The following is a 20,992-nucleotide window of genomic DNA, read 5'->3' on the forward strand; positions in this document are numbered from 1 at the left end:
TCCGAAGCCATGATCCACATCGCCTCGGTCGACAACCTCGCCAGGCGCATAACGGACGAGACCACCCCCACCTGGCGAGGAACTTACTAGGGCATCAAGGGCAATCTGCCTACCTCAAACGCCCTCTAAGTACCTTGCCCGGGAACGCGCTCATGGAGGGCCCGCGCACGGTGCGGGCGAGACCGGAGACCGAGGTGTAGGCGTCACGGAAGATCTCGTACGCCTTCACCAGGGGAACCTCGAAATACGAGCGGGCCCCGGTGTCGCGTTCGACGAACATGTAGTACGGGATGGCGCCCAGCCGCACCCCGGTGGTCCACAGCTCCTGCCAGGCCGCCGCGTTGTCGTTGATGTGCTTCAGCACCGGCGACTGGAGGCGTGCGTTCGCACCGGTGGCGATGATCCGCCTCAGAGCCGTCTGTGCGATGTCGGGGCGCAGTTCGACGGGATGGTAGTAGTGGCACATGATCGCCAGGTGTTTGCCGGCGGCGACGACCCGTTCGAAGAGGCGGATGAGTTCGTCGGCGTCCCGGTCGGTGACGAATCTCTGGGGCCAGTAGGCGACCGACTTGGTTCCGATCCGGATGTTGCGGATGTGTTCGAACTCCGGCTCCAGGAGCGGCTCGATGTAGCGGGCGAGCGTGTTCGTCCGCATGATCAGCGGGTCGCCGCCCGTGATCAGGACATCGGTGACCTCCCGGTGGCGGGCGAGATAGGCGGTCAAGCCCTGGGCGTCCTTGGCGGCGAAGGAGAGTTCGTCGTCGCCGATGAACTGCGGCCACCGGAAGCAGAACGTGCAGTAGGCGTGGCAGGTCTGGCCGGCCTTGGGGAAGAACAACACCGTCTCGGTGTACTTGTGCTGGATACCCAGCACTTCCTCGCCGTCCAGCTCGGGCACGTTGTGGGTCTGCTGGCCGGCCGGGTGAGGGTTCATCTGCTCGCGAAGCTTGCCCACGTGAAGGGCGATCTGCCCCTTGTCACCGTCGGCCACGACATCCCTCAGACTCGTGTAGTCGGTGGGATCCAGCATCGTCCGGTGGGGGAAGTTCAGCCGGAAGATGGGATCGTCCGGGAGGTTGTCCCAATCGATGAGATCGTCCAGCACGTACTGGTTGGTGCGGAAAGGGAGCACCTGCGCGACGACCGTGACGGCCTCGCGTAACTCCTCGGGTATTCGCCCCCATTGCGGGGCGCGATGAATTGTTTTGCTGTCGTACGGCGTGAATTTCTCGACAGTCATACCGAGCTCCTCTTCTCCGTTACCGACCGAGCCGTGGGAGGGATTCCGTCCGGAATGCCTTCACTCCCCAGCCGAGGTCACGCTCCGAAGCCTTGATGGTTGGCGTGACCTGCAGACTCGTCAGCTCGGGGGCGATGTCGGCGACGCCTGTGACGGCCATCGTCGAGCAGGCAAGGACGGCGATTCGTGACGCGATCTTGCGCACGGCTGACTCCACTCCTCATCAATGAATGGGCTGTTTGCCGACTGATCCCTCTGTGGCGTCACGATCCTGCCCCACGGAAAGGCGCTTGTCGCGGCCGTCGATCTTCGCAGGTGCGCCTGGCGTAACCCCGCCATGTAGCAAAGCGGGCAATGGAGACGGATTGAGTTGCCGCTGTTTACGTAAATGCAACAAGGCCGGGGCGGCCCCGGCCTTGTTGTGCTTGTCGTCGATGCCGATCGGTGATCAGTGCTGGGCGGTCAGCCTCTCGTACCCGGCGAGCCGCACACACACAGTGATGCCGTACGCGATCTGCTCCAGTTCCTCGAGTGTCGGGTAGGTGGGTCCGATACGGATCACACGGTCGTCGGGATCGTTGCCGTGGGGGTGCGTGGCCCCGGCCGGGGTGACGGCAATGCCGGCCTCGGCGGCCAGGCGGACCACGTCACGGGCACAGCCGTCGAGGACCCGGAGCGCGACGAAGTAGCCGCCCTTCGGCCGTGTCCACGTGGCGAGGCCGGTGTCACCGAGCTGCTCGCCGAAGATGCGGTCCACGGTCTCGAACTTCGGCACCAGGATCCGGCGGTGGCGGCGCATATGAGCCCGCAACCCGTCGGTGTCCTTGAGGAAGAGCGCGTGACGGAGCTGGTTGAGCTTGTCCGGGCCGATCGTCCTCTTCCCCGAGTTGGCACGCCACCAGGCCACGTTCGCGGGCGAGGAGCCGAAGAACGCGACCCCTGCCCCAGCGAGGGTGATCTTCGAGGTGGAGCCGAACACGAACACCCGGTCCGGGTGGCCGGCGTCCGCGCATGCGGTGAGGATGTCGCCGATGTCCGTCTCGCCGTCGAGGTGGTGCACGGCGTACGCGTTGTCCCAGAAGATCCTGAAGTCTGCAGCGGCCGTCTCCATGGCAGACAGCCGGCGCACAGTCTCGTCGCTGTAGCAGGTTCCGTCGGGGTTGCTGTACTTGGGCACGCACCAGATGCCCTTGATCCTCGCGTCGGAGCGCACGATGTTCTCGACGACACTCATGTCCGGTCCGCCGTCGGCCATCGGGACGGGGATCATGTCGATGCCGAAGCGTTCACACAGGGCGAAGTGCCGGTCGTAGCCGGGCACCGGACAGAGAAACGCCACCCGCTGGTCGGCCCAGCGGCCTTCGGCCCCGGGCACAGTGCCGAGGAGGGCGTGCACGAGGCAGTCGTGCATGAGCTCGAGGCTCGAGTTGCCGACCGCCAGCAGCTGGTCGACGGGCACGTGGAGGACGGAGGCGAAGATGTCACGCAGCTCCCGCAGCCCGTCACTCGGGGCGCCGTAGTTGCGGCAGTCGTTGCCGTCCAGTGCCGTGTAGCGCCCGCCGGGCAACGTGAGCAGATCAGCGGCCAGATCGAGCTGCTCGGGTGAGGGCTTGCCCCTCGTCAGATCCAGTGAGAGACCGCGGTCCTTGAGGCCGGCGTAGTCACGACGCGCCTCGTCCAGGCGTAAGGCGGGGGCGTCGGCGTCATGGTGAGCAATGGTCGTCATGGTGTCCTTCGGTCAGCGCGGTGACGGGCGGCGCCGTGGTGCCGCCGCCCGGCCCGACGCTAACAAGCAACAACCAGCCGGCTCACCGTTTTTGCTGCTCGACGGCCTTCTCGTGGAAGATCTCGAGATCGCGCAGAAGGTAACCCGCGTGGAGTCGGTTACGGGCTCCGATGCGGCGCATGATGTCGGCGAGGTGGCGTTGGAAGGTGCGCAACGAGATGCCGAGACGCTTTGCAACAACCTTGTCGTCGTAGCCCAGGGAGAGCAGCTTCACGATCGCCGTCTTGATCTCCTCCGAGCTGCGCAGCACCTGATCCCGTTCGTAGGCGAGAGGGAACGGCAGCGCCTTGGCCCAGGCACCCTCGAAGGCGCGCACCAGGAAATGGAGGACGTGCGGATCGCGGACGACCAGCCCACCCTTCGGATTGTCGGCCAGCTCGATCAGGGCGACCTCTCCGTCGAAGACGATGAGCCGCATGAACACCTCCGTGACGAGCCGGACTTCGGCGCCGTGCTCGACGAGCAGCGAGGCGTGGTCCACGGTGGGCTGATGGAACTGCGCCGCGTACTGGTAGAGCGTGCGCATGCGGATGCTACCGAGCACGCTTGTTCGTGGTGTGGCTGTTGACCCTCCGGGGGACGGCGGCACCGGCGGCCGACGTCACCGCGACTCCCCTCACGGCTCTGGTCGCGGTCTGCGTGGTCCTCGCCGTGGTGGGCACGGTGTCGCTCCGCCGCCGCGACCTCGCTCTGCCGGCCTGACCCCTGCGGCCGACCCCGCTCCCCGCGGCCGGCCATCGCGGCTGCGTCCGTCCTCGTCCCGGTGGAGTCCGCTGTCAGCCGGCGGTCCGCCGGCCGTGGACTCATCGCACCGTGATCTCACGCCCGGTGATGCCCACAGGGTCGATGCGCACCCATAGGTTGCGCTCGCCGCCCGCCCATGGAGCGCTGTACGCGAGCTCCTCCAGCTGGCGTATGGCATCGGGGTCCGTCACTTCCCGGGCGGGTCCACGGACCAGCACGCTCCAGCCCTGGCTGAGCGCGTCGTCGATGCGGTCGACCTCGAAGGCGACCTGGGTTCCCGCGGCCGCCGCGGGCGTCGTGTGGGGCGCGGTGCGGAAGACGACCGCGCCGTCGATCACGCTGTAGTTGACGGGGACGATGGCCGGGCCCTCGGGCGTGGACACCGCGAGGCGTCCCACGCCATGCGTCGACAGCCGTGCCCGGCATTCCTCAGTGGTCAGCTCGTTCCACTGAGAGTGGAGGGCCGCCCGGCCGATTCCGGGCGGCAGATCGGCGTCGCCTCCGCGCAGGGCCGCGACCGTGGTCTCCAGGGCGTCGGCGAGCCTGATGAGGAGGCCGATGCCCGGCGCGGCGGTGGGCTGTTGCTCCAGGTACTGGATGTATCCGGGTGCGGTGCCCGCTCGTTCGGCCGTTTCTTGCAGGGTGAGGCCCAGTTCATCGCGTCGGTGCTCGATGCGCCTGCCGATGTCGCTGTGCGGGGACGGCGGCCGTGTGGTCGCGCCGGTTGAGGGTGTCCGGTCGGACATGGTCGTTCACTTCCCTTGGCTGGTCGCCTTGACGGCCACGGTGTCGTGGGGCTGCCCGCCGAGGACGACCTTGAGCGCTCCGGTGACGGTGGCCCGGGCGAAGACGTCGTAGGCCTCCTCCATCTGGTTCAGCGGAAAGGTGTGCGTGACCAGGGACGATGCGGGCAGGCGGCCGGCGGCCATCATGCGCAGCAGGGTGGGGGTGGAGGATGTGTCGACCAGCCCGGTGGTGATCGTCACGTTCTTGATCCACAGGTTCTCGAGGTGCAGAGTGGCGGGTTTGCCGTGCACGCCGACGTTGGCCACATGCCCGCCGGGGCGCACCATGCGTGTGCACATCTCGAAGCTCTCCGGCACCCCTACCGCCTCGATCACCACATCGGCACCGAGTCCCTCGGTGAGGTCGGCGACCAGCTCTTCGGCTTCTTCGCCCGCGGCGGCGGCCACGGCGTCCGCGCCGAGTTGTTTGGCCGCCTCCAACCGGGCCGGGGCAGGGTCCACGGCGACAATCCTCTGCGGTGTGTAGAGCTGTGCCGTGGCGATCGCAGCGAGCCCGACAGGCCCCGCTCCAACCACGACGACCGTGTCTCCGGGCCGTACGCCCCCGTTGAGCACGCCCACCTCGTACGCCGTCGGGAAGATGTCGGCCAGCAGCACGGCGTCCTTGCCGTCCAACGCGCCCGGCAGCGGATGCACGGACAGGTCCGCGTGGGGCACACGGACGTACTCGGCCTGCGTGCCGTTGATCAGATGGCCGAGGATCCAGCCTCCGCCGCCCCGGCACTGCCCGTACGCGCTCTCCTTGCAGAAGCGGCAGCGGCCGCACGCCGTGATGCACGAGACGAGCACCCGGTCACCGGGGCGGACCGTGCGCACGTCGCCGCCGGCCTCGACGACCTCGCCGACGGCCTCATGGCCGAGGACCGTGCCGGGGCGTACCTCCGGCACGTCTCCCTTGAGGATGTGCAGGTCCGTGCCGCAGATGGTGACGGCGTCGACACGGATGATCGCGTCGGTCGCCTCCTCGATCCCGGGGTCCGGGACGTCCTCCCATACCGACTGTCCGGGGCCACGAAAGACGAGTGCCTTCATGACGTTCCCTCTTCCCTGTTCTTCCAGCCGCGGCTTCCCATCAGGGCGGGGGTGCCGCAGGGTGACCTCCTCGCGGCCGGAACGGTTCCTCAACTCCATCCTGACCGGGACAGAAGCCGCCCGCATGGGCCGTTCGGCCCACGTGGCCGGGCCGAGCAGGGCCGGGCGGCCTCAGGCGTGGCCCACGGGCCCCTACGAGATCCGCCCGAGCTGCCGGAAAGTGGAGAGGGGCAACGCCGAAGGAGGCAGCAGCCATGCGGCACCGCATCGTGAGCGAGCTGATGACGACGGACGTCGTGGACGTGCGGCAGGACGCGACCTTCACTGAGATCGCCAAACTGCTCGCGGAGCACGGCATCACGGCCGTTCCGGTCGTGGACGACACCGACCGGCCCCTCGGAGTGGTCTCCGAGGCGGACCTGTTGCGCAAGGAGGCGAGCCGGCTCGATCCGGCCGGGCTCCTGCCTTCGCTGCACCCGGAGTCCGCCGAGCGCACCAAGGCGGACGCGACCACGGCGGAAGGGCTCATGACCAGCCCGGCCGTCGTCGCACGCCCCGAGTGGACGGTGGTCGAGGCCGCCCAGGCGATGGAACGAAGCCAGGTCAAGCGACTGCCGGTGGTGGACGAGTCCGGTCGGCTGATCGGCGTGGTCAGCCGCGCCGATCTGCTGCGGGTGTTCCTGCGCGGCGATCGTGCCGTCCGCGAGGAGATCACCGGGGACGTGCTGATGCGCACGCTGGGCATCCCGCCCACCGCGGTGACGGTGCATGTCGTCGAAGGACGGGTCACCCTGCGCGGCACCGTGGAACGCCGGAGCGTCATTCCGGTCGCCCTGCGGCTGTGCCGGAGTGTGGACGGGGTCGTCGACGTCTCCGAGCACCTGGACTTCAAGGTCGACGACACCGGCAGCCCGGCCGCGGACGCCGTCTCCCCGCGTCGCGCGCTGCTCTCGCCCTGAAGGCGTGCGGGATGCGGCACGGGGCCCGACGGGCGCCGGGCCGCATCCAAGGACATCGCCAAATGCTGCACTCCCAGCAGGAGGGCACAACGCGCAGGAGCTTGCCCGGCCAAGCCATGGGTGGCACCGGGGCCTGCTCCACACACGCGGCGCGCCCAAGCGAGCGGAACAACAGCCTCGTCATCCGCGTCCGGCCCAACGGTCGACAGCCGCGCCCAAACGGCACCTCAAGGGGGCCAATCGCCCCTTCCGCCCATCCCAGTCATGGCTTTTTGAACGGTGATGCCGTGTCTCCCCCGTTCCCCCACCGCGGATCGTCATGGGTTGGACCGTGCTCGGTAGGGCTGAACGGCCCATCACGGAAAATCAGTTGGGCCCCCAAACGGCCCCATGCACGCTGCCTGGAAGGCCCATGTGTCGTGCCGTCCTCGAATGCCACCTTTCTCATAGTGGCCGATGACCTGGCAGGGCCCATGAGGAGGTGCGGACCGATGCGCAGGGACACGCGTACGAAGCAGAGGCTGTGGCGGTGGCGGAGCAGTCCCCTGCGACGACGCGACGACGCCGTCGAGGCATGGATCGTGCTGGCCGTGTGGACGGCCATCGCGCTGGGCGGCACGCTCGCCGGCCTGGTCGCGGGGCACGCCGTCGCCGAGTCCTTCGCACAGCAGCGCGCCGGGCGGCACTCCGTCCCGGCCGTGCTCCTTGAGAACACCCCGGCAGTCTTCGTGACGGAGGCGGGCCCCAGCCGCCAACAGGTCCGCGCCAAGGTCCGCTGGACCGCCGCGGACGGCTCCACGCACATCGGCAAGGCCAAGGTGGACACCGGGCACAAGACCGGTTCGAAGGTCCGCGTCTGGACGGACAACCAGGGGCAGCTCACCACGGAGCCGGCCACTGCCGCCCAGGCCACCGTGTTCGCGGGCTACGCGGCCACCGCAGCCGCACTCGGGGTCGGCGGCGTGACGTACGCGGTCGGTCGCGTCGCACGAGGGCGCCTGGACCGGCGGCGCATCGACCAGTGGGGCCGGGAGTGGGACCAGGTCGGACCGCAGTGGATTCGCAAGACCACCTGAGCCAGAACCGGCTGGCCATGGCAGAGGGCTGACCGGCCCTGGTGGGTACGACCCCGGAGGCGATTGGCTCGTACCTCCGCCCTCTCTCGGGGAGCCGGAACTCTCTGTCGCAGAGACCGTGTATGCCCCGTCGCGACACGACGGCGGGCCATACACGTGTGCGTGACCGCGATCGTGAGGAACAGGCCAACGACCGCGGCGGGAGCGGCAACAGCAGCCAGCCAGTCCACTCGGCCCGCAGGCCATCGAGGTTCTGTTCGACGGCGTGGGCGGTCAGGACACCCGCGCCGACGGCCGCCAGTACGGCAGGCGTCCTGGTCCCGAGCAGCAGCCGGGCCTCGACGAAGTAGCTGCGGCGCCTGCACCGAGCCAGCCGTGTCCGCGGACATCCGGCAAGTTGGTGATGCGCCTCCCCCATACATGGGAGGTCGTGCCCTCGGCACGTCGGTCGACGGCTGCCCCGGGCCGGGCCAGCTCGGCGTTCAGCTCTTCCCCAGTGCCTCCACCAGCTCTTCGGCGACACGCGTCGCCCATGCCTCGATCTCGGGGAAGTTCCGGAAGTCGCCGCCCTTTCCGTTCTTCAGGATCATCCGGGCGACCCACCCCTTCGCGCCCTCTTCCAGGCAGCCGCCGAAGGTGACGTGCCCCCTGGCGTCGAGCTGGACCATGGCCTTCTTCACGCCGGGCACCGGCGGGATGTCCCGCTCCGAGGCTGTCGCGTCGAGCGGGCCGCTGCTGAACAGCCACACGGGGCGTTCGGCCAGCTCGCGGTGGTGTCGGCGCACAAAGCGACGCGCGTCCTTGTGCCAGCGCCCCGCGTACAGTCCGCCGCCGACCACGACGGCGTCGTACGACGTCACGCGCGCGACCGAGCCGGCCGGCAGCGCCTCGCTGGTGAAACCCTCCTTGCGCAGCACCGCGGCCACGGCCTCGGCGATCTGCGCGGTCGATCCGTTCGTCGTCCCGTAGGCGACCAGCACGTTGCCGGTCATGACGGTCCGCCTCCTCTCACTTCACATCACTTCACATCACTTCACAGTTTGCGCAGCCAGTCGTCGGTGACACCGTGCAGTGCCTGCTCGCCGGGCTGGAGACGGGCGTCGTCCAACCGATGGGTGAGCTTGTCGACGACGGCGACGACACCGTCGATCTGTCGGATCATGGAGACGGCGATCTCCGTCTCACTCTTGCGTTCCATTTGGCCGTCGAGCGTGACCACACCCTCCACCACAGAGACGTCGATGCTGCGCGGCGCCAGCCACAGTGCCCGTACCAGCACCTCGTCGACGACCTCGCTGCGGATCTCCGCGTCGGGCCGCAGGAACACCTGTAGCAGGTCGCGGCGGGTGACGATGCCGACGAGCCGGTGCTCCTCGTCGAGGACGGGCAGCCGTTCGATGTGGTGCTGTGCCATGGTGCGGGCGGCCTCGACGATGCTGTCGCCGGCGTGGACCGTGACGGGCGGCTCGCTCATCAACTGTCCTGCCGTGCGGGCCCTGGCCTTGACGGCCCGCTTCCTGCCCTCCTGCGTCAGCCGGGCGAACCGGAAGCGCTTCCTCGGCGCGTACGGGTCGGGGGTCTCGGCCTGCCGGACCAGCAGGTCCGTCTCGGAGATGACGCCGATGACCTTCTCGTCGTCATCGACCACGGGCAGTCCGCTGATGCGGTGCTCGCCGAGCAGCCGTGCCACCTCCTTGAACGGGGTGCCGTATGTGGCGCGGACGACCTCGGTGGTCATCACGGAGCCGATCTGGTTGTGCTTCATGGCTGTTCCTCCTCAGCGGAGTCGGCGCAGATACGGGTCGTGGGGCCTGCGGGGCAGCAGGCGTACGCGTGCATCGAGCACGGTGACTCCGCCCGGTGTCGCGAGAACGGGGTTGAAGTCGGCCTCGGCGAGCTGCGCGAGGTCGCTCGCCATGCGGGACAGGCGCAGCAGCAGCTGTTCGAGGCCCTCCAGGTCGACGGGCCGGGCGCCGTGCGCGCCGAACAGGAGCGGGGCGCAGCGCGGGGCCGTGATCAGGTCGTGCACGTCGTGGTCGGTGAGCGGGGCGAGGCGGGCAGCGTGGTCGCGCAGGACTTCGGTGGCGGTGCCGCCGAGTCCGAAGAGGACGAGCGGGCCGAAGACCTGGTCCTGGACGACGCCGGCGAACAGCTCGGTGCCGCGGTCGGCGAGGGGCTGCACGACCACGCCGGCCAGCAGGCCGGCGAATCGGGTCTCCAAATCCCGGTAGGCGGCGCGGACTTGGGAGTCACCGCGCAGGTCGAGGTGGACAGCGTGCTGTGTGCTCTTGTGCAGGAGTCCGGGCCAGTGGGCCTTCATGACGACCCGGCCGTCAGCGCCGCGCAGCCGGTCGGCGGCTAGGACGGCGTCGTCCTCGGTCTCGGCCCAGGCCCACGGCAGCTGCGGAATGCCGTAGCAGTCGAGGAGCTCGGCGCACACGCGCGGGTCGAGCCAGCCGCCGTCCGGGTGTGCGTCGAGGTAGGCCTCGACGACCGCGTGGGCCCGCTCGGTCTCGACGCCGTCGAGGTCGGGGACGGTCCCGGCGGGCCGGGCGAGCCAGGCCGCACGCTGAGCCGCGTGGGCCAACGCCCGTGCCGCGGCCTGGGGTTCGGCGTACGAGGGAACGGTGCCGCCTTCGGCGGCGGACAACAGCTCGACGGGCAGGGCCTGTTCGAGTCGTACCGCGGCGATCGGCTTGGCACGCCGTCCGGGGATGGGGGTTCCCCCGGTCGAGTTCGTTCGAGACTGGGGGAAGGTGAAGGCCCTGACGAGGTCGTCGCCGGTCGCCTGGGCAACCGCCGTGGGGACGAGGGCCACCAGGACGGCGTCGATGCCGCCGTGCCGCATGATCCGGTCCACACAGTCCGTGAGCTGTTCCTCCGTGACGGCGGCGGTGGCGTCGACCGGGTTGCCGACGGCCGCGCCGTCGGGCAGTACGGCGAGCAGGTCGTCGATCAGTTCCGGTGTCGGCGCCGGGAGCGACAGCCCGGCCTCGGCGCAGGCGTCGGCCGCGAGGACGCCGGCTCCGCCCGCGTTGGTGACGATCGCGACGCGGGACCCGGCCGGCAGCGGCTGGGAGTGCAACAGGGCGGCGGCTTCCAGCAGTTCGCCCACCGAGCGGGTGGCGGTGATGCCCGCCTGAGTGAACAGGGCGCCGCGGGTCATGGTGCGGGTGGCGGCGGCCGCGGTGTGCGAGGCGGCGGCGCGGCGGCCCGCGTCGGTGCGCCCGGCGTCGACGGTCAGCACCGGCATCCGGCGGGTGACGCGCCGGGCGGTGCGGGAGAAGGCACGCGGGCTGCCGAACGACTCCAGGTGCAGCAGGGCCAGCTCGGTGCGGCCGTCGCTCTCCCACCACTGGAGCATGTCGTTGCCGCTGACGTCGTACTTGTCGCCCAGCGACACGAACGAGGAGACGCCGATGCCGAGCCGGGACAGCCCGTCCAGCAGGGCGATGCCGACACCCCCGGACTGCACGGCGACGCCCGCGGTGCCGGGGCGCGGACGGCTGGCGGCGAAAGTGGCGTCGAGACGCAGCTCCGGGTCGGTGTGGGAAATGCCGAGGCAGTTGGGGCCGACGAGCCGCATGCCGTACGAGCGGCAGGCCGCCAGCAGGGCCTGCGCCTGGTCCGCGTCCAGGCCGGCGGTGATGACGAGCAGGGCCCGCACGCCCGCCTTGCCGCACTCCTCCGCGGTCTCCGGGACCGCGGCCGCGGGTACGGCGAGCACCGCGAGGTCGGGGGTCTTGGGCAGGGCGCTGACCGACGGGTGGGACGGCACGCCGAGGATCGAGTGCGCGGCGGGGTTCACCGCGAACAGCCGCCCGGTGTAGCCGCCCGCGTGCAGCTGGTGCAGAACCGCCCGGCCCACCGAGCCCGGCTTGCGACCGGCGCCGACGACAGCGACCACCTCCGGCCGCAGCAGCGGCTTCAGGCTGACGACGTCGGCGGCGCGGCCGCGTTCCTCCACGGCCGTGAGGTAGGTGTCACTCTGGTCGAGCTCGATGGTGCAGCGCACCTCCGGGCCCTCGAAGCGGCGGGCCGTGCGCAGGCCGAGGTCCGCGAAGAGACGCAGCACCTCGTTGTTCTCGCTCAGCGCGTCGGCCGTGAACGTGGTGATGCCCTCCGCGCGGGCGACCGAGACCAGGTGCTCGACGAGGAGGGTGCCGACACCCCGGTGGTGCAGTCCGTCGGCGACCGCGATGGAGATGTCGGCCGAGTCCCCGGTGCCGCCGGTGTCGTACTCGGCGAGGCCGATGACCCGGCCCGCCGTCTCGGCCAGCAGGGCCCGGTAGCCGGGATGCTCCGGGGCGCAGGCCCGGTCGGCGGCCAGCCCGGCGGAGCGTCGGCTCGCGGCGAAGAACCGCAGCCGCAGATTCTCCGGGGACATCTCCTCGTAGAACCCCTGCAGCTGCTCGTGGTCGGCCCGCTCCACCGGGCGGATGCACACGGTGGTGCCGTCCGCGAGCAGGGCATGAACCGCAGGCCTGCTGTGTGCGTCGTCCGTCATCGCGGGTCTCCTCCAGGTCTCTTGACACTCAAAGCGTCCAGCGGAACGGGGCGCCGACGCATGGGCTGTCCGGGGGCGGAACGTGGGCCGATCGGCCCTCAAGGTGAGGCCGGGTTTCCGGCGTTCCAGACCCAGTCCGCGACCTCGGGCAGTTCGTCGTCTTCGAAGGCTGGGATGCGTCAGTCGTGGGCGACGACCGCGACGGGTGCGGTGGCGTGGTGCAGGACGGCGTGCGTGACGGGTCCGATGTGCGTGCCGAACGGGTTGCGGCGGATCCGGCGGCCCACGACGACCAGGGAGGCCCCGCTGGAGACGTCCACCAGGAAGTTGGCGGCACTGCCCGAGCGGGACTCCTCGACGACCTGGACGTCCGGGTACTTCCGGCGCCACGGACGCAGGACCTCGGCCAGGGCGGCGGCCTGCTGCCGGGCGATCTCGTCGTGCAGCCCCACGTCGGCGGAGAGACCGTAGGCGTAGTACGGCGGCAGACTCCAGCCGTTGATGACCCGCAGGACGGCAGAGCGTCGGCCGGCCGCGTCGAACGCGAACTCGATCACCGAGTCGTCGGGGCCGACGGGGTCCAGACCCAGGACGACCGGCCGGTACGGCGTGGCCGCCGACGGGATCCCCACGGGGTCGGCCTCGTGCTCGTCGGCGGCCTGCTCGCCGGCCCGGACCAGGACGACGGGCCGTTCGGCGTGCGCGACGACGGAGAGGCCGACGGAGCCGACCATGAACCCGCCGATCCCGCTCAGCCCGCGGGAGCCGAGGGCGAGCAGCTCGGCGTCCTCGGCTGCCTTGGTCAGGGCTTCGGCCGGCCTGCCGGTCAGCTGCTCTGCGCTCACCTCGAGGCCGGGGTGGCGCAGCCTGAGCCCCTCGGCGGCCTCGCGGGGAACACGTTCGGTCCAGTGCTGCTGGGTCTCGGCACCGAGGAGCGGAGCCTGGGCCACGGGATCCGAGACGGGCTCCCAGACGTGGACAACCTTCAGCGGCAGGCCGCGCAGCTTCGCCTCGCGTGCTGCCCACTCTGCGGCGGCACGGCTCTCGGGCGAGCCGTCGATGCCTGCGACAACGGTGCGGACCATGGTTCTGCCTCCTGATCTGGGGTTCTGATTCCAGCGTCGTACCAAGGGGCAGCGTGGTGCAGGGGCCGCAGGTCCCTGGCCCGGGCCGACCGGCCCCACGGCCCCTTCCTCAGGCCTTGTTGGGCCGACGAGGCTGGACCCGCCGACGCGGCCCTCCCGAGTGCGGGCGCTGCGGCGGATCATTGAGGCACTCAGCGGAAGGAGCCCTATGGACCACGGCTCGGGCGGGCACGCCTTGGGGTGGCGCCGTCTGACGCCTGGGATCGCCGCGCTGATCGGCTACCGCCGCTCCTGGTTGCGCGGCGATCTGCTGGCCGGCGTCACGGTGGCCGCGTATCTCGTTCCGCAGGTGATGGCGTACGCGGGCGTGGCCGGTCTGCCGCCGGTCGCCGGGCTGTGGGCGATCCTGCCCGCCCTCGTCCTGTACGCGTGCCTCGGCTCGTCCCGGCTGCTCTCGGTCGGCCCCGAGTCCACGACGGCGCTGATGACAGCGACCGTGGTGGCCCCGTTCGTCGGCGCGGACCCGGACCGCTACGCCACGCTGGCCGCCACCCTCGCCGTGACCGTCGGCCTGCTGTGCCTGGCTGCCTGGGCGCTGCGCCTGGGGTTCGTCGCCGATCTGCTGTCCCGTCCGGTCCTGATCGGCTACCTGGCGGGCGTGGCGCTGATCATGATCGGGGACCAGCTTCCGAAGCTGACCGGCGTGGACACGACGGGGTCGGCCTTCTTCCCGCAGCTGTGGTCCTTCGTACGGCATCTCGGGCAGGCGCATGGGGCCACGGTGCTGTTCACCGCCGTCACGCTCGCGTTCCTGTTCACGGTGGCGCGGTTTCTCCGCATGGTGCCCGGTCCCCTGCTGGCGGTGGTGCTGGGCACCGCGGCCGTGGCCGCCTTCGACCTCGACGACCGGTACGGCATCAAGGTGATCGGCGACGTCCCGGCGGGGCTGCCCGCCGTGGCGTTGCCGGATCTGACCGAGCTGCCGCACCTGGTCCTGCCCGCTCTGGGCGTCCTCCTCGTCGCGTACACCGACGTCATCCTCACCGCCCGCGCCTTCACCGGACCTGACGCGGACAAGGGCACCCCGCTCGACGCCGATCAGGAGTTCCTGGCGCTGGGCGCGAGCAATCTGGGGGCCGGCTTTCTGCACGGCTTCCCGGTGAGCAGCAGCGCCAGCCGCACCGCGCTCGCCTCCTCCGCGGGGGCCCGCAGCCAGGCGTACTCCCTGGTGGCGGGCCTGGCCGTACTCGCCGTCCTGCTGTTCCTGAGCCCGCTGCTGACCCGCACGCCGTCCGCCGTGCTCGGCGCACTCGTCGTGTACGCGGCCGTCCGCATGATCGACCTGACGGGCTTCACCCGGCTGGCCTCCTTCCGGCGGCGCGAACTGCTCCTGGCACTCGGCTGCCTGGCCGGGGTTCTGGTCCTCGACATCCTGTACGGCGTGCTGGTCGCCGTCGGACTGTCCGTGGCGGAGCTGCTGAGCCGGGTGGCCCGTCCGCACGACGCGATCGAGGGCATCGTCCCCGGTGTGGCGGGCATGCACGACGTGGACGACTACCCGCAGGCCCGTACGATCCCCGGCCTGCTGGTCTACCGATACGACTCCCCGCTCTTCTTCGCCAACGCGGAGGACTTCCGCCACCGCGCTCTGGCCGCCGTCGACGAACAGACCGGCCCAGTGCGCTGGTTCGTCCTCAACACCGAGGCGAACGTGGAGGTGGACATCACCGCCCTGGACGCGGTGGAGGCTCTGCACCGCGAACTGACCCGCCGCGGGATCGTCTTCGCCCTCGCCCGCGTGAAACAGGACCTGCTGGCCGAACTGGAGGCGTACGGGCTCGCGGAAGCGATGGGAAGGGACCTGATCTTTCCCACGCTGCCGACCGCGGTGACCGCGTACCGGGAGTGGTGCCGCGGCCGATAGACCTGGCTACGCGTATAGCGGGCCCCAGCCGGTGCGCAGGGTTCAGCCCTTCATGCCTCGTTTTTCGGGTCCTCACGCCCGGGCCGCCGGGCGGCCCGCACAGGGCCGTACGGACCTCAGGAGCGCACCATCCGGCCCTCGCCGTGGCGGTCGCCGACCCCGACACTGGGATGGGGGCGTACGCGCGGCGGCGGAGCCTCGGCTGTCGCGTCGGCTACCGGAGGTGCGCCATGACCGGACCTGTCGTCGTCGGACTCGACGGTTCCTCCGCGAGCATGACGGCCGCGTGGTGGGCCGCCCGCGAAGCCGTGGACCGGCGTCTTCCCGTCGTGTTGCTCCACTCCTGGACCACCCAGCCACTCGACGTGCCGATCGCCCAAGAGGCCCGCAACAAGAAGCGGTACGGGCAAGAGGTACTGCAGCGGACCGCGGCCGAGTTGCTCCACCGTCACGGCGATCTGGCCCTGACCACGGAACTCGTCTCGGCCCCGGCCGCAGAGGCCCTCCTGGAGCACGGCGAGAACGCGGCCATGCTCGTCCTCGGCTCCCGCGGACACGGCTCCGTGGCGAGCTTCCTGCTCGGCTCCATCAGCCTGCACGTCCTGGGCCTGGCCCAGTGCCCGGCCGTCGCTGTCCGGGCCGGCGCTCCCGCCGTCGAGGCCGGCTGGGAGCACCCCGCGGCGGCGGACCGGGACGAGGTCGTGGTCGGTGTGCAGGAGCTCGGACCGGATGCCGAGCCGCTGCTGGAATTCGCCTTCACCGCCGCCGAGTTGAGCGGAACCCGTGTGTGCGCGGTACGGGCCCTGCCCGTTTCCGCACTCGTGACTCATCCGCAGGCCTTTGCCGCCCAGCAGGCCGACCGCGACCGCGAGGCCGAGGAGCGCACGCGGCTGGCCGCGGTCCTGATCCCGTGGCGCGAGAAGTTCCCCGACGTCCCCGTCGTGGAGCACGTCGCCATGGGTTCCGCGGCACAGGTGCTGCTGGCCGCTTCGACACACAGCCGACTCACCGTCGTAGGACGTCGGCGCCATCCGTCCCGCAGGACGTGGAAGCTCGGGCCGGTCGCGCACGCGGCCCTGCATCACGTGCCGTGCCCCGTCGCCGTCGTCCCACGCGACTGAGCCGGCCCGAGCGGTCGTCCTCAACGCCCTGCGCGCGCTGCGCGACGACCGTGCGGCGCAGCCGGTGCTGAAGCCCGCCACGGAAGCCCTCATCCATCGCTTCGCGGCCGAACACGACGACCTGCAGGACGTCCTCGAGGCCGTGCGCGCCGCCGACCGCCTCTCGGACAACCCCGGACCGGAGTCCCTCGCGGCAGTGCGCGAAGCGCATCGCTTGGTCACCGAACAGCTCCTGCCACACGAGTACGCCGAGGAGCACCAGCTCTACCCCGCCCTCGACCCCACGCTCAGCGGTCCCGAGGCCACCGCCACCATGAGCCGCGCCCACGCCGAGATCGAACGGCTCGCCCGGCGCATCGATGTCCACCTCACGCTCACCGAAGCTGACGCCGACGGCGGACCGGTGCCGGAGCAGCTCGACGACCTGCGTGCCTGTCTCTACGGGCTGCACACCGTCCTGCGTCTGCACTTCACGCAGGCGGAGGAGAACTACTTCTCTTTCACACCGTGAACCGGCCTACGCCTCGCGGGCACTTCCGGTCGGGTGGGGATACGACTCACTCGTGGGGCACGACGGCCACGGGGCAGCCGGCGTGATGGATGGCGGCGTGGGTGACGGGGCCGGTACGCGGGCCCAGCAGCCGCTCGGCGATCCGGTGTCCCACCACGAGAAGACTCGCTCCCGTGGCGGCCCGGACGAGCACGGACTGGGCCCTGCCCTCCGCGACGGTCTCCGCGACCTCGATCTCGGGATACTTGTCCCGCCACACCTGCAGCACGGCGGACAGAAAGCCCTGCCACTCCTCGGCACGCTGCGGATCATTCATCAGCCCGATCTCCCCCGGGCCGAGGCCGAGCGGCGACAGCGCCTGCCAGGCGTGCACCACCCGCAACCGCGCCCTGCGCAGCCGAGCCGCCTCGAAGGCGAACTCGATCACCTCGTCACACGCCTCATCGAGGTCGATGCCCAGCACCACGTCCCGGTACCCGGTCCGGGTCGAGGCGCTGCCGTCCTCCGCCGGCAGGTGTTCGTCCGCCGCCTCCTCCCCGGCTCGCACGAGCACGACCGGCCGCGTGGCCCGCGCCACCACCCCGAGCGCCACCGACCCCACCAGGAAACCGGTGAGTCCGCTCAGCCCGCGCGAGCCCAGGACCAGCACGTCGGCTCGCTCCGCCGCACGCAGCAGCGCCTGCGTCGCCGGCCCCTCCATCTGCTCGTCGTGCACGCGCACGCCCGGGCACATCCCACGGACGCGCTCCTCCGCCAGGCGCAGCACCCGCCGCGCCAGATAGCGCTGAACCGCACCCGCGCACTCCCCCTCGGCGGAACGAGGGCTCCAGTTCCTGACGTACACCAGCCTCAGCGACCGGTCACGGCGCTCGGCCTCACGGGCCGCCCACTCGGCGGCAGCGAGGCTCTCGGCGGATCCGTCCACCCCGGCGATCACGGGCGCAGACATAACGCGTACCTCCAACGCTTGGACTGTTTGGCACAGCCAGCCTCACACCGTGCACGACCAGCGGGTATGGGCCGCCAGGCCTTGGTTCGGGACTATCCGGCCCATGCTGGGCCGGAGTTGACCGCACCACGCTCGAAATGATCTGTCCGCAATCCGGGCGCCCGAGCGTGACCGTCACTCTGGGAGCACCAGTCGCCCCGTCTCCCCCGGCTGCAGGCATACCGTGCGGTCCGGCAGCCGTACGTCGATCGGTGAGGCGTCGGACGACGGCACCTCGATCTGCAGCAGCTCTCGCTCCAGTCGCAGCCGCACGCCCCAGTGCCCCTGGTAGCGCATGGCGAACCCGTACGAGGACAGCTCCGGAAGCGGCACCGGGTCGAGCCACAAAGCCCCGCCTCGGGTCTCCAGGCCGGTCAGTCCGCGCTGGACGAAGTCGAGGGTGCCGGCCATGGCCCCCAGGTGGATGCCTTCGCCGGTGGTGCCGCCCTGCAGGTCGGCGATGTCGCCCTGGAGGGCTTCCTGGCAGAACTTCCAGGCCTCTGCCCGACGGGCCCGGGCCAGTACCCAGCCGTGGACGAGGCCGCTGAGGGTGGAGCCGTGGCTGGTGCGGTGCAGGTAGTAGTCGACGGTGCGTTGCCAGGTGTCCTCGTCGAGCTGTACGCCCAACCGGCGGAACAGGCCTTGCAGTTCGGCCGGTGAGAAGAGATAGCCGAGCATCAGGACGTCGGCCTGTTTGGAGGCCTGGTAGCGGTTGACGGTGTCGCCCTCGGCCTCCAGGATCCGGTCCAGGCGCCGGATGTCGCCGTACCGTTGCCGGTAGCCGTCCCAGTCGAGTTCCGCGAGCTCGCCGTAGCCCTCGAACTGGCTGATGACGTCGTCGTGGAAGGGCACGTGGAGGGTACGGGAGACGTCCTCCCACAGTTCGAGTTCGCCCCCGTCCAGGCCCGTGCGCTCGACGAGTTCGCGGCGCCGGGGCTCGGGCAGGATCTCCAGTAGCTCCAGGGTTCGGGCGAGCACCCAAGCGGCGGTGACGTTGGTGTAGGCGTTGTCGTCGAGGCCGGGTTCCTGCGCTCCGGGGTAGGCCTCGTGGTACTCGTCGGGGCCGACCACGCCCTTGATGCGGTGCCGGCCCAGGGTCTCGTCGTAGACGGCCGAGTCCGCCCAGAAGCGGGCGATCTGCAACAGCATTTCGGCGCCCTTGGTGTCGCGGAACTCGGTGTCGCCGCTGGCCTCGCAGTACTGCCACACGTTGTAGGCGATCGCCGAGCCGACGTGGTGCTGAAGCCGGGAATGGTCGGGCAGCCAGCGTCCGGAGCGCGGGTTGAGGTGCAGCTGCTGGGTCTCCTCACGTCCGTCGCTGCCACTCTGCCAGGGGTACATGGCGCCCCTGCGGCCCGCCGCCCGGGCGGTTGTGCGGGCCTGTTCGAGGCGGCGGTGGCGGTAGTGGAGCAGGGCCCGGGAGACCTCCGGGAAGTGCAGGTTGAGGTAGGGCAGGACGAACAGTTCGTCCCAGAAGACGTGCCCGCGGTATGCCTCGCCGTGCAGTCCCCGCGCGGGCACGCCGACGTCGAGATCGGCGGTGTGCGGCGAGAGGGTCTGCAGGACGTGGAAGAGGTGCAGCCGCAGGATGCGGCCCGCCTCCCCGGCCACGTCGAGCTCGGCCCGGCGCCAGAGCTGGTCCCAGGCGGTCAGGTGCGACTCCAGCAGGTCATCGAAGCCGGGCGCCTGACCGACCCGGTCGACGGCGGCGTACAGCGGGTCACTGATCGCCGGGTCGCGGGAGGTGTGCAGGGCGACGATCTTGTCGACGGTCGCGGTGCGGCCCGGCGCCAGATCAAGGGTCAACTGCTGGACGACGCAAGGGAGTTCTTGGCGAATGGTGACGGGTGCCTCGGAGGTGACACGAGCCGCCATGCCGATGCGGATGTCCGAGGTACGGGTACGGCAGCGCAGCCACACCGTGTCCGGGGCGGCGGTGCCGGTGTGCACGTGGGTGAGGTGGCGGCCGTCCAGGTCCCGGTAGCGCGGCACGCCGGAGTTGGTGACGCCGCCGTCGAGAGCCGCCTCGACCTCGAGCGCCCCGGTGAAACCCTCGGCCGTGAACTCGGTGCGCAACGCGGCAAGATGGGGGTCGGCCATGTGCACCAGCCTCTGCTGACGCACGCTCAATTCCCGTCCCTCACCGAGGTCGTACCGCGTCCGGCGCTCCAACAGCCCTGCCGACAGGTGCAGAATCTGACGGTGGTCGAGGACGGCCGCGGTGTCGGGGGTGAGCCACGGCCCGTCGGGGAGGCGGAAGCGCAGGGGGAGCCAGTTGGGGACGTTGACCATGTCCTCGTTCTCGACCTGGCGGCCCGCGACCTCGGAGGTGAGCCGGTTGTAGCAGCCGGCCACGTACGTGCCCGGGTAATGCACCTCGTCGGCGGCGCACTCCGGCAGCGCGCCACGGGTGGCGAAGTAGCCGTTGCCCAGGGTGCACAGCGACTCCCGCAGGCGCTCGTCGGCAGGTTCGTAGCCCTCGTACTCCCAGCTCCAGCCCGTCACTTCGGCGCTCCTCCCCCGCATAGTTCTCCCAGGTCTCGTACGACGATGTCGGCGCCGTGCCGCAGCAGCCGCGCCCCGCTGTCGTCACCGGCGGTGCGGTCCACGCCGATCACGAGGGCGAACCCGCCGCGCCGGCCCGCCTCCACGCCCGCGAGGGCGTCCTCGACGACGGCCGCGCGGTCGGCGGGGACGCCGAGGCGGCGGACCGCCTCCAGGAACAGGTCCGGCTCCGGTTTGCCCGCCAGGCCCAGCCGGGCCGCCTCGCCGCCGTCCATGAGGACGTCGAACAGGTCGCGCACCCCGGCCCGCTCCAGCAGCTCACCGGCGTGCCGGGACGCGGAGGCCGCCGCACGGGGTACCCCCGCCCGGCGCAGGGCATGCACCAGCCGTATGGTCCCCGGATAGGCGTCGACGTCGTGCTCGCGCAGCCGCCGCACGAACAGGCGCTCCTTGTCCGCGGCGACGGCACGCACCGTCTGATCCGAAAGCTCGATGCCGCGTGCGGCCAGGAACGCGGCGGCGCCGTCGAGGCGGGACTTGCCGTCGACGTGGCGCAGATAGTCGTCCCGTACGTCGAAGGGGCGGCGCCGTTCGGGGTCTTCGGGCGGGTGGGCGCGCAGGTAGGCGTCGAAGGCCGCCTTCCAGGCCGCGGCGTGCACCCGGGCCGAATCGGTGATCACTCCGTCGGTGTCGAAGACGACGGCCCGC

General features: G+C 70.7%; 18 protein-coding genes and 2 pseudogenes. 7 read left to right on the forward strand and 13 right to left on the reverse strand.

Annotation, left to right across the window (positions count from 1 at the left end; all coding sequences use genetic code 11):
• Positions 1-90 (forward strand): annotated as a pseudogene (locus tag G6048_RS36130) (IS5/IS1182 family transposase); the annotation flags it as partial.
• Between the two features lie 19 nt (positions 91-109).
• On the opposite strand, the gene G6048_RS36135 reads toward G6048_RS36130, so the two are convergent.
• The 4 genes from G6048_RS36135 to G6048_RS36150 form a co-directional block, all read right to left on the reverse strand.
• The gene (locus G6048_RS36135) at positions 110-1,240 is read right to left on the reverse strand and encodes a KamA family radical SAM protein (protein ID WP_165343824.1); all 1,131 of its coding nucleotides are present in this window, start codon (positions 1,238-1,240) and stop codon (positions 110-112) included.
• Between the two features lie 19 nt (positions 1,241-1,259).
• Positions 1,260-1,445 carry a hypothetical protein gene (locus G6048_RS36140; protein WP_165343825.1) on the reverse strand — a complete coding sequence of 62 codons (186 nt, stop codon included), beginning with the start codon at positions 1,443-1,445 and terminating at the stop codon, positions 1,260-1,262.
• Between the two features lie 243 nt (positions 1,446-1,688).
• Positions 1,689-2,966, reverse strand: coding sequence for an aminotransferase class I/II-fold pyridoxal phosphate-dependent enzyme (locus G6048_RS36145; protein ID WP_165343826.1), 1,278 nt, complete (start codon positions 2,964-2,966; stop codon positions 1,689-1,691).
• Positions 2,967-3,048: 82 nt separating this feature from the next.
• A complete protein-coding gene (locus G6048_RS36150) occupies positions 3,049-3,552 on the reverse strand; it encodes a helix-turn-helix transcriptional regulator (RefSeq protein ID WP_165343827.1) in 504 nt (167 codons plus the stop codon).
• A 20-nt stretch (positions 3,553-3,572) separates the two neighbouring features.
• Between G6048_RS36150 and G6048_RS36155 the strand changes: the two genes are divergently transcribed.
• The gene (locus tag G6048_RS36155) at positions 3,573-3,728 is read left to right on the forward strand and encodes a hypothetical protein (protein ID WP_165343828.1); all 156 of its coding nucleotides are present in this window, start codon (positions 3,573-3,575) and stop codon (positions 3,726-3,728) included.
• Positions 3,729-3,829: 101 nt separating this feature from the next.
• Here G6048_RS36155 and G6048_RS36160 read toward each other — a convergent pair whose 3' ends face one another.
• A complete protein-coding gene (locus G6048_RS36160) occupies positions 3,830-4,516 on the reverse strand; it encodes a helix-turn-helix domain-containing protein (protein ID WP_165343829.1) in 687 nt (228 codons plus the stop codon).
• 6 nt (positions 4,517-4,522) lie between these two features.
• The gene (locus tag G6048_RS36165) at positions 4,523-5,608 is read right to left on the reverse strand and encodes an alcohol dehydrogenase catalytic domain-containing protein (protein ID WP_165343830.1); all 1,086 of its coding nucleotides are present in this window, start codon (positions 5,606-5,608) and stop codon (positions 4,523-4,525) included.
• A 254-nt stretch (positions 5,609-5,862) separates the two neighbouring features.
• Here G6048_RS36165 and G6048_RS36170 point away from each other — a divergent pair, with 254 nt between their 5' ends.
• Both G6048_RS36170 and G6048_RS36175 read left to right on the forward strand, forming a co-directional pair.
• Positions 5,863-6,567: a CBS domain-containing protein gene (locus G6048_RS36170; RefSeq protein ID WP_165343831.1), complete on the forward strand. Its 705-nt coding sequence runs from the start codon at positions 5,863-5,865 to the stop codon at positions 6,565-6,567.
• 491 nt (positions 6,568-7,058) lie between these two features.
• Complete coding sequence (locus G6048_RS36175; RefSeq protein WP_165343832.1) at positions 7,059-7,643, forward strand: Rv1733c family protein; 585 nt, start codon at positions 7,059-7,061, stop codon at positions 7,641-7,643.
• 482 nt (positions 7,644-8,125) lie between these two features.
• Here the strand turns inward: G6048_RS36175 and G6048_RS36180 are convergent, their stop codons facing one another.
• The 4 genes from G6048_RS36180 to G6048_RS36195 form a co-directional block, all read right to left on the reverse strand.
• Entirely contained in the window at positions 8,126-8,635 is a 510-nt protein-coding gene (locus G6048_RS36180) for a flavodoxin domain-containing protein (RefSeq protein WP_165343833.1), read from the reverse strand.
• 41 nt (positions 8,636-8,676) lie between these two features.
• Entirely contained in the window at positions 8,677-9,408 is a 732-nt protein-coding gene (locus G6048_RS36185; RefSeq protein WP_165343834.1) for a CBS domain-containing protein, read from the reverse strand.
• 12 nt (positions 9,409-9,420) lie between these two features.
• Positions 9,421-12,150 (reverse strand): bifunctional acetate--CoA ligase family protein/GNAT family N-acetyltransferase, encoded by a 2,730-nt coding sequence (locus G6048_RS36190; RefSeq protein ID WP_165343835.1) that lies wholly within the window; start codon positions 12,148-12,150, stop codon positions 9,421-9,423.
• A 179-nt stretch (positions 12,151-12,329) separates the two neighbouring features.
• Positions 12,330-13,235 carry a universal stress protein gene (locus G6048_RS36195; RefSeq protein ID WP_165343836.1) on the reverse strand — a complete coding sequence of 302 codons (906 nt, stop codon included), beginning with the start codon at positions 13,233-13,235 and terminating at the stop codon, positions 12,330-12,332.
• Positions 13,236-13,443: 208 nt separating this feature from the next.
• On the opposite strand from G6048_RS36195, the gene G6048_RS36200 reads away from it, so the two are divergent.
• The 3 genes and pseudogenes from G6048_RS36200 to G6048_RS36210 all read left to right on the forward strand — a co-directional run.
• Positions 13,444-15,159 carry a SulP family inorganic anion transporter gene (locus tag G6048_RS36200; protein WP_165343837.1) on the forward strand — a complete coding sequence of 572 codons (1,716 nt, stop codon included), beginning with the start codon at positions 13,444-13,446 and terminating at the stop codon, positions 15,157-15,159.
• 230 nt (positions 15,160-15,389) lie between these two features.
• On the forward strand, positions 15,390-16,280 hold the full coding sequence (locus G6048_RS36205; protein ID WP_165343838.1) for a universal stress protein: 891 nt from the start codon (positions 15,390-15,392) through the stop codon (positions 16,278-16,280).
• Positions 16,281-16,290: 10 nt separating this feature from the next.
• Positions 16,291-16,791, forward strand: a pseudogene (locus G6048_RS36210) (hemerythrin domain-containing protein); the annotation flags it as partial.
• A 46-nt stretch (positions 16,792-16,837) separates the two neighbouring features.
• Here G6048_RS36210 and G6048_RS36215 read toward each other — a convergent pair.
• From G6048_RS36215 to G6048_RS36225, 3 genes are all read right to left on the reverse strand, one after another.
• Positions 16,838-17,740: a universal stress protein gene (locus G6048_RS36215; RefSeq protein WP_165343839.1), complete on the reverse strand. Its 903-nt coding sequence runs from the start codon at positions 17,738-17,740 to the stop codon at positions 16,838-16,840.
• 174 nt (positions 17,741-17,914) lie between these two features.
• The gene (locus G6048_RS36220; protein WP_165343840.1) at positions 17,915-20,284 is read right to left on the reverse strand and encodes a glycoside hydrolase family 65 protein; all 2,370 of its coding nucleotides are present in this window, start codon (positions 20,282-20,284) and stop codon (positions 17,915-17,917) included.
• Positions 20,281-20,992, reverse strand: a 712-nt coding sequence (locus tag G6048_RS36225; RefSeq protein ID WP_165343841.1) for an HAD family hydrolase, incomplete at its 5' end; no start/stop codon positions are given. The genes G6048_RS36220 and G6048_RS36225, both read right to left, overlap by 4 nt.

This window comes from Streptomyces ureilyticus (assembly GCF_011045025.1).
GTDB classification, from domain to species: Bacteria; Actinomycetota; Actinomycetes; order Streptomycetales; family Streptomycetaceae; genus Streptomyces; species Streptomyces ureilyticus.